We start from the raw sequence: 8,276 nt of genomic DNA on the forward strand, positions 1-8,276 counted from the left end.
TTTGTTCAGAACTTTCTTTACAAAACAAGAGCAATTTTATGCCTTCGCAATAGGTAAAGGAAAGAAAACAAAAAATACTAAGCATTGGTGTTTCAGCATTTCTTGTTGGTGCTGATAAATAGTTTCTCCACTACTATTTTCTTCTTCACGAGAGAGATTATACAGCTTTATAAACTAAGAAATCAAGTAAAATGGAGAGAAAGATACTCGATTTTTTGTAACTTTGCACATACAATATAATCACTTTATACTTATGGAAAATAAAACAGAAAGTTCAGAGCCAAATACTATTAGCGCAACAGAAACAACCAACTTTCAACTAATTGCTATTAAAGTAAATAAAGATAAGACTATAGGACAACGAAAGTTAAGTGCAAACAAACCATATTTTTTCTCTGAAGGATATGAGATTACTAATAATGTCTTAACTATTAAAGAAGAGAATAAAATATCCTCAAATATTTATAATCTCTTCCTGAAAGATAAAGAAGGGCAGCAACCATCAATTTCAATAAATGCAATTGTTGGCGAAAATGGTTCTGGTAAAAGCACTATTGTTGAATATGTCATTAGACTGATTAACAATTTATCAGCTGCTATATTTGGGGAAAAGTTCTCAAATCCTGCTGCTGAACATTTACATTATATTGAGGGAATGGACGGAGAGCTATGGTACTTAGTAGATAACAAAGCCGTACGTCTTGTTGTAAATGGAAGAAAGGTAAACCTATTCTCTTATACAAAAGATACACAAGAAGAAAAGTTCTGTAATGAAACCCTTCTTCTATCAAATGAAAAAACGGATAGCCTTATTCCTATGAAACCTTTAAGCTTAGATAAATTAAAAGAATTTATCCCTTCTCTATTTTACACCTTAGTTTCTAACTACTCTATTTATGCTTATAATTCTGTCGACTACCTTGATGAAAACAATAGTATCGAATTAGAAAAAAAGATAAGAGGTAAGGTTACTAACGCTAAATACGAATGCAATTGGCTTAGTGGCATTTTTCACAAAAATGATGGGTATCAATCTCCTATTGTATTAACTCCTTATAGAGAAGAAGGCAATATTAATATCAATATAGAAAAACAACTCTCAAAAGAAAGATTAATTAGCTTACTGCTTATGGACAGTAAATACTACCGAACCATAAATGGGCACTTAGATGTCATTGGCTTAAAGATCATAAAAAATAAGAAAAGTAAGAACAGGAAAACATTAAAAGAAGAAGGACTTTACCACTTAACCGAGAATGGTTTTAAGAATATTAAGAAGAGAATAATAGAATTATGGATTGAAAAAATAGGTATTTCGAAGGAAGAGATTGAAAATAATAATTATAAAGAAGAAATTTCAACTTACATAGCATATAAAACTCTTAAAATAGCAAGTAGATATAAACAATATAGCAATATATTTTATACTAAACAACATCAGAGAATGTATAGTCGTTTTGATGAAGGGCTATTAAAAAAACTCATAGGCAAAATGTGTAATGATACTTCTCATATCACGAAAAAAATACGCCAATGCTTTTTGCATTTACTATATAATACATTTGGGTTAAAGCCTGAAGGAGAAACTGTAATAAAAATTAATAAAGCTGAAGAGAGAATAAAGGATTACTTACAAAAGAGTAAGGAGCTTAGTGATAAGCCATTCTTTAAAAATATATCAATAGACGACCTTCTACCACCTCCTATTTTTTCAATAGAAATTATACTTAAAGACAAAGATACACCTAACAGTGATAATGTCCCCTTTAATACATTAAGTTCGGGTGAACGGCAGCAAGCTTTTTCAATAAGTTCTGCTTTATACCACCTTGCTAATATAGAATCTGTTCATAATGATGAAAATAATGAAAGAGTTCGCTATTCTAATGCACTTATTATCTTTGAGGAAGTTGAATTATACTTTCACCCTCAGCTGCAAAAGCAATTAATCAAGAATTTATTAGATGGGATAAAGCAAATGCACTTTAAACATATTAAGTCCATTCAGATTATTTTTGTTACACATTCCCCATTTATACTTTCAGATATTCCCACAGAAAATATTCTCGCATTGAAGAAAGATTGTACTGAAACTAAAGAATTAAAGACTTTTAGTGCTAATATTTATGATATACTGAACACCAGCTTCTTTATGGAAGAAGGTGCGATTGGAGATTACGCACAATGGATTATCCAATTTGTTCTTGAACGCCTTGAGAACAGACAGTCAAGAGCACCAGAAGGCCTTTTAGAACTCATTTCATTAATTGACGAACCTATATATCATAAAGTTTTAATGCAGAAATATTATGAAACATATCCTAATGAAACACTTCTTAAGGAAAGAATAAAAGAACTTGAAATAGAATTGGAAGATTTAAAGAAACAACAAAATAAATAGGAGGATTATATTATGTGGTATCTTGAGAAGCCTTCAGAAAAAGACTTAAATGCCTACAAGGCATTATTTTATGATAAAATACAAAAGAAAATAGAAAAGAAAATAGAAAAAGATAGCTGTTTTAAAATTCTGCTTGAGGAAGACAATATTGAGAAGTTATTAATTTCAGAGCCAAAAGAACTTTATGAACTAAATAAAGATTTAATGAAAAAAATCACAGGATATTATCCTGATGACCCTGTGGAATATAAGGGTAACGATAAGGTTAAGAAACTTCAAGAAATATTTAATTACAATACTCTTATATCAGGCAATAAAGATAATTCTTATAAAATAGCAGAAATAAAAGGTAGAAATACATGTACATATTGCAATAGGCAATATACAATAACCTTAAAGGAAGATGGAGAATTTATTACCCGCCCTCAATTTGACCATTGGTTTCCTAAAAGTGTATTTCCTTTATTGGCATTAAGTTTCTACAATCTCATTCCAAGTTGCTCTATATGTAATAGTAGTGCTAAAGGAGAGCAAATATTTTCTTTCAAGAAGCTTATTCACCCATATAAACGAAGTAGCCCAGAAACAGATTTCAGATTTTCCTATTTACCTGATGGAAAAGGTGGTTGGAAAATAGACTTATATAATCTTAAAGGTGTAGAGAAAGATACATTTGAAGTTTTTAAACTAAGAGACATTTATAACTATCACTATAAACTTGAAGCAAAAGACCTACTTGATTTAGCAATAAAAAATAATGGAACTTATATAGAATGGTTACTCAACGATATGAAAGAAAAGAAAATAGCTCCTTCTTACGAAGAAGCTTATCGACTTTTATTTGGAACAGAATATGATATAAAAAAGGTTTTAGACAGACCCTTTAGCAAACTTAAAAGAGATTTACTAATAGCTATATCCAAGTTAAATCCTAATATAGCTATTCTTGAATCTTTGAATAAAGAAAAATAAGAAGCCAGCATTAAAGATAGAAATAATTGATAAAAGCAGACTAATAGAATAGAACGTGTATCGAACTCACGTTATCTAGAGAAAGGAATCGCTCTTACCCGACACTAGCTTTTGCTAAGACATCATGAAGACAAAAAACTATACCCGATTCGGGATAAGTTTAGTATGAACTTACCAACTTTTTGAAGGACTTTCTTAACCCGAACTCGCGTAAACATTCCCCAAGACCTTCAATCAAGAGAGGTGTATTTCTGTTATAGACAACAGCTCCTTGTCGTCTTTTCATACCATAGAAGTCCATTTTGCCTGACACCAACTTTTGCTAAAACCCATACAAACGCAAAAAGCCCCGACCACTCATCGCAGTTGGGGCTATTAAGAAAAAAGGCAGCTACCTACTCTCCCACATTGCATTGCAGTACCATCGGCGCAATCGGGCTTAACTTCTCTGTTCGGAATGGGAAGAGGTGGAACCCCGACGCAATAACCACCTAAAATAATGCTAGTGTTAATAATATATCCGATATTATAGAATAAATATAATAAATCAAATATAAAATACACTGTATAAGTGACTATGCCACAAGCAAAAACTAAATAAAGAAAAGTAAAAATACGATTCTTAAAGTATAAACACACTGAATGAAAGTTTTGGGCAATTAGTAGTGCTCGGCTTTGACATCGCTGTCTTTACACCTACACCCTATCAACGTCATAGTCTATGACGACCCTTATGAGGAGTTCTAATCTTGCGGAAGGCTTCGCACTTAGATGCTTTCAGCGCTTATCCATACCAGACTCAGATACCCAGCGGTGCACCTGGCGGCACAACTGGTAAACCGGAGGTCTGTCCACCACGGTCCTCTCGTACTAGTGGCGGCACCACGCAAAACTCCAACGCCCACGATAGATAGAGACCGAACTGTCTCACGACGTTCTGAACCCAGCTCGCGTGCCACTTTAATGGGCGAACAGCCCAACCCTTGGGACCTTCTCCAGCCCCAGGATGTGACGAGCCGACATCGAGGTGCCAAACCACCCCGTCGATATGAGCTCTTGGGGGGGATCAGCCTGTTATCCCCGGAGTACCTTTTATCCTTTGAGCGATGCAGTTTCCATACACTTGCACCGGATCACTATGCCCCAGTTTCCTGCCTGCTCGGCATGTCTGCCTCCCAGTCAAGCGCCCTTATGCCATTACACTCTATGAGGTCGGTTACCAATCGACCCGAGGGCACCTTTGGAAGCCTCCGTTACGCTTTTGGAGGCGACCACCCCAGTCAAACTACCCACCAAACAATGTCCACGAAAGTACGTGTTAGACCTCAGACAGCCAAAGGGCCGTATTTCAAGGATGGCTCCACACACACTGGCGTGCATGCTTCAAAGCCTCCGGCCTATCCTACACATCGGATGACCAAGGTCAATGCTAAGCTGTAGTAAAGGTTCACGGGGTCTTTTCGTCCCATCGCGGGTAATCGGCATCTTCACCGATACTACAATTTCACTGAGATCATGATTGAGACAGCGTCCGGATCATTACACCATTCGTGCAGGTCGGAACTTACCCGACAAGGAATTTCGCTACCTTAGGACCGTTATAGTTACGGCCGCCGTTTACTGGGGCTTCAATTCAAACCGTCGACATACATCTAAGCTCTCCTCTTAACCTTCCAGCACCGGGCAGGTGTCAGGCTGTATACATCATCTTTCGAGTTAGCACAGCCCTGTGTTTTTGTTAAACAGTTGCCTGGACCTATTCTCTGCGCCTCATTAAAAATGAGGACCCCTTATTCCGAAGTTACGGGGTCAATTTGCCTAGTTCCTTAACCATGAATCTCTCAACGCCTTAGTATGTTCTACCCGACTACGTGTGTCCGATTACGGTACGGGTTGCTCAAACATTAAGCTTAGCGGATTTTCTTGGAAGTATGATTACCTGTACTATCAAAGCTCTCCGAAGAAAACTCTGTACTATAGAAGATCAGCTCTAAATGCGGATTTGCCTACATCTATCTACACCTAACTTCTTTAACGCCCATATCCGTAAGGGCGCGACAGTGTCACTGCTCCGTCTCCACATCGCTGAATGAGCAAGTCACGGAATATTAACCGTGAACCCATCGCCTTCGCCATTCGGCTGAGACTTAGGACCCGACTAACCCCAGGCTGATTGACATCGCCTGGGAAACCTTAGTCTTACGGCGAGGGGGAATCTTACCCCCTTTATCGTTACTTATACCTACATTTGCGTTTCTATACGCTCCAGGATCAATCAATATCACCATTCAACGCATATAGAATGCTCCCCTACCGATACTTTTTATATACAATGCTATCCCGCGACTTCGGTATCTGACTTATACCCGATTATTATCCATGCCCGGACCCTCGACTAGTGAGCTGTTACGCACTCTTTGAATGAATGGCTGCTTCCAAGCCAACATCCTAGCTGTCACCGGGACCAGACTTCGTTAGACTAACTTAGACAGAATTTCGGGACCTTAGACGACGGTCAGGATTCTTCTCCTCTCGGGGACGGACCTTAGCACCCGCCCCCTTACTGCACGACTACAGTCCGTGAGCATTCGGAGTTCGTCAGGTCGCGATAGGCGGTGAAGCCCTCTTGACCTATCGGTCGCTCTACCTCTCACGGAGAACATCGCACGCGGCACCTAAATGCCTTTCGGGGAGTACGAGCTATCTCCAAGTTTGATTGGCCTTTCACTCCTACACTCAACTCATCGGGAAGCTTTTCAACGCTTATCCGTGCGGTCCTCCATTCTGTGTTACCAGAACTTCAACCTGGTCAAGTGTAGATCACTTGGTTTCGCGTCTACCCCATCCAACTATACGCCCTATTTAGGCTCGCTTTCACTACGGATACGGGGCTGAACCCCTTAACCTCGCTGGACATGGTAACTCGTAGGTTCATTATGCAAAAGGCACGCCGTCACATATATATATGCTCCGACCGCTTGTAGGCGTATGGTTTCAGGAACTATTTCACTCTCCTCATTGGAGTGCTTTTCACCTTTCCCTCACGGTACTAATTCACTATCGGTCTCACGGGAGTATTTAGCCTTACCGGATGGTCCCGGCAGATTCATGCAGAATTACTCGTGCTCCGCACTACTCAGGGATTCACTACGCCTCATCAAGCTTCGGATACAGGATTATCACCTTATATTATTGAACTTTCCAGAACATTCTCCTCACTTTCAAAGTACGATATCGTGACCCTACTACCCCTATCACGCATTACTACGTCATAGGTTTGGGCTATTCCCCGTTCGCTCGCCACTACTAGGGGAATCATTAAATTATTTTCTTTTCCTACAGGTACTAAGATGTTTCAGTTCCCTGCGTTTGCTCCCATAAAAAATATATGGGTGACTATCTTTCAGACAGTCAGGTTGTCCCATTCGGAAATCCTCGGATCAAAGATTATTTGCATCTACCCGAGGCTTATCGCAGCTTATCACGTCCTTCATCGCCTCCGTGAGCCTAGGCATCCGCCATACGCCCTTAATTACTTTCTATTCATTTTATATACTACCAAACTAATAATACTAATGGTAGCATATTCATGCTCATACTTTCAGCTGTATTTTGAAATCTAATTCTAATCCTTCTTGTATAAACAAAAAGAAATTACTTTACTTTACAGTCTTGCTTGTGTCAATATGTCAAAGAACGATATCAATGATGCAACGATAAAACGATGCAAAAATGATGAGTGAAGATAATGGACTTGAACCATAGCTGTAGGCCTTAAACCTTATCTTCTCTATATTGTAGAACAAAGATGCGAGTACAAGAAGAGAAAACTTCCTAACATCTATTATTTATATGGTGATAAACATTTAGATAATACAAAAATAAAAGTCCTATCCAGAAAGGAGGTGTTCCAGCCGCACCTTCCGGTACGGCTACCTTGTTACGACTTAGCCCCAATTACCAGTTTTGCCCTAGGTCGCTCCTTACGGTTACGAACTTCAGGCACCCCCGGCTTTCATGGCTTGACGGGCGGTGTGTACAAGGCCCGGGAACGTATTCACCGCGCCATGGCTGATGCGCGATTACTAGCGAATCCAGCTTCGTGAGGTCGGGTTGCAGACCTCAGTCCGAACTGGGACCGGCTTTTAAGATTTGATGCAATTTGCATTACACCGTCCCTCTGTACCGGCCATTGTAACACGTGTGTAGCCCCGGACGTAAGGGCCGTGCTGATTTGACGTCATCCCCACCTTCCTCACACCTTGCGGTGGCAGTGTTCCCAGAGTGCCCAGCATTACCTGATGGCAACTAAGAAAAGGGGTTGCGCTCGTTATGGCACTTAAGCCGACACCTCACGGCACGAGCTGACGACAACCATGCAGCACCTTCACAGAGACCCCGAAGGGCATATTTATCTCTAAATAATTCCTCTGCAATTCAAGCCCGGGTAAGGTTCCTCGCGTATCATCGAATTAAACCACATGTTCCTCCTGCTTGTGCGGGCCCCCGTCAATTCCTTTGAGTTTCACCGTTGCCGGCGTACTCCCCAGGTGGGATGCTTAATGCTTTCGCTTAGCCGCTAACGCCAGGCGCTAACAGCGGGCATCCATCGTTTACTGTGCGGACTACCAGGGTATCTAATCCTGTTCGATACCCGCACCTTCGAGCTTAAGCGTCAGTTACACTCCGTATGCTGCCTTCGCAATCGGAGTTCTTCATGATATCTAAGCATTTCACCGCTACACCATGAATTCCGCATACGTTGTGTGCACTCAAGTTCGCCAGTTCGCGCTGCAAGTTAAATGTTGAGCATCTAAATTTCACAACACGCTTAACAAACCGCCTACACTCCCTTTAAACCCAATAAATCCGGATAACGCCTGGACCTTCCGTATTACCGCGG

The 8,276-nt window shown here is 40.0% G+C and carries 2 protein-coding genes and 3 rRNA genes; 2 read left to right on the forward strand and 3 right to left on the reverse strand.

Annotated elements, in window-relative coordinates:
* Positions 1 to 253: 253 nt before the first annotated feature.
* Both DX009_RS09195 and DX009_RS09200 read left to right on the forward strand, forming a co-directional pair.
* The gene (locus tag DX009_RS09195; RefSeq protein ID WP_115083773.1) at positions 254 to 2,401 is read left to right on the forward strand and encodes an AAA family ATPase; all 2,148 of its coding nucleotides are present in this window, start codon (positions 254 to 256) and stop codon (positions 2,399 to 2,401) included.
* Positions 2,402 to 2,413: 12 nt separating this feature from the next.
* Positions 2,414 to 3,373 carry a hypothetical protein gene (locus DX009_RS09200; RefSeq protein WP_115083774.1) on the forward strand — a complete coding sequence of 320 codons (960 nt, stop codon included), beginning with the start codon at positions 2,414 to 2,416 and terminating at the stop codon, positions 3,371 to 3,373.
* 382 nt (positions 3,374 to 3,755) lie between these two features.
* Here DX009_RS09200 and rrf read toward each other — a convergent pair.
* The 3 genes from rrf to DX009_RS09215 all read right to left on the reverse strand — a co-directional run.
* Positions 3,756 to 3,868: ribosomal RNA gene (rrf, locus tag DX009_RS09205) — 5S ribosomal RNA — on the reverse strand.
* Positions 3,869 to 4,013: 145 nt separating this feature from the next.
* A 23S ribosomal RNA gene (locus DX009_RS09210) occupies positions 4,014 to 6,915 on the reverse strand.
* 356 nt (positions 6,916 to 7,271) lie between these two features.
* Positions 7,272 to 8,276 (reverse strand): 16S ribosomal RNA (locus DX009_RS09215); the annotation flags it as partial.

Source organism: Prevotella pallens (assembly GCF_900454935.1).
GTDB lineage: Bacteria > Bacteroidota > Bacteroidia > Bacteroidales > Bacteroidaceae > Prevotella > Prevotella pallens.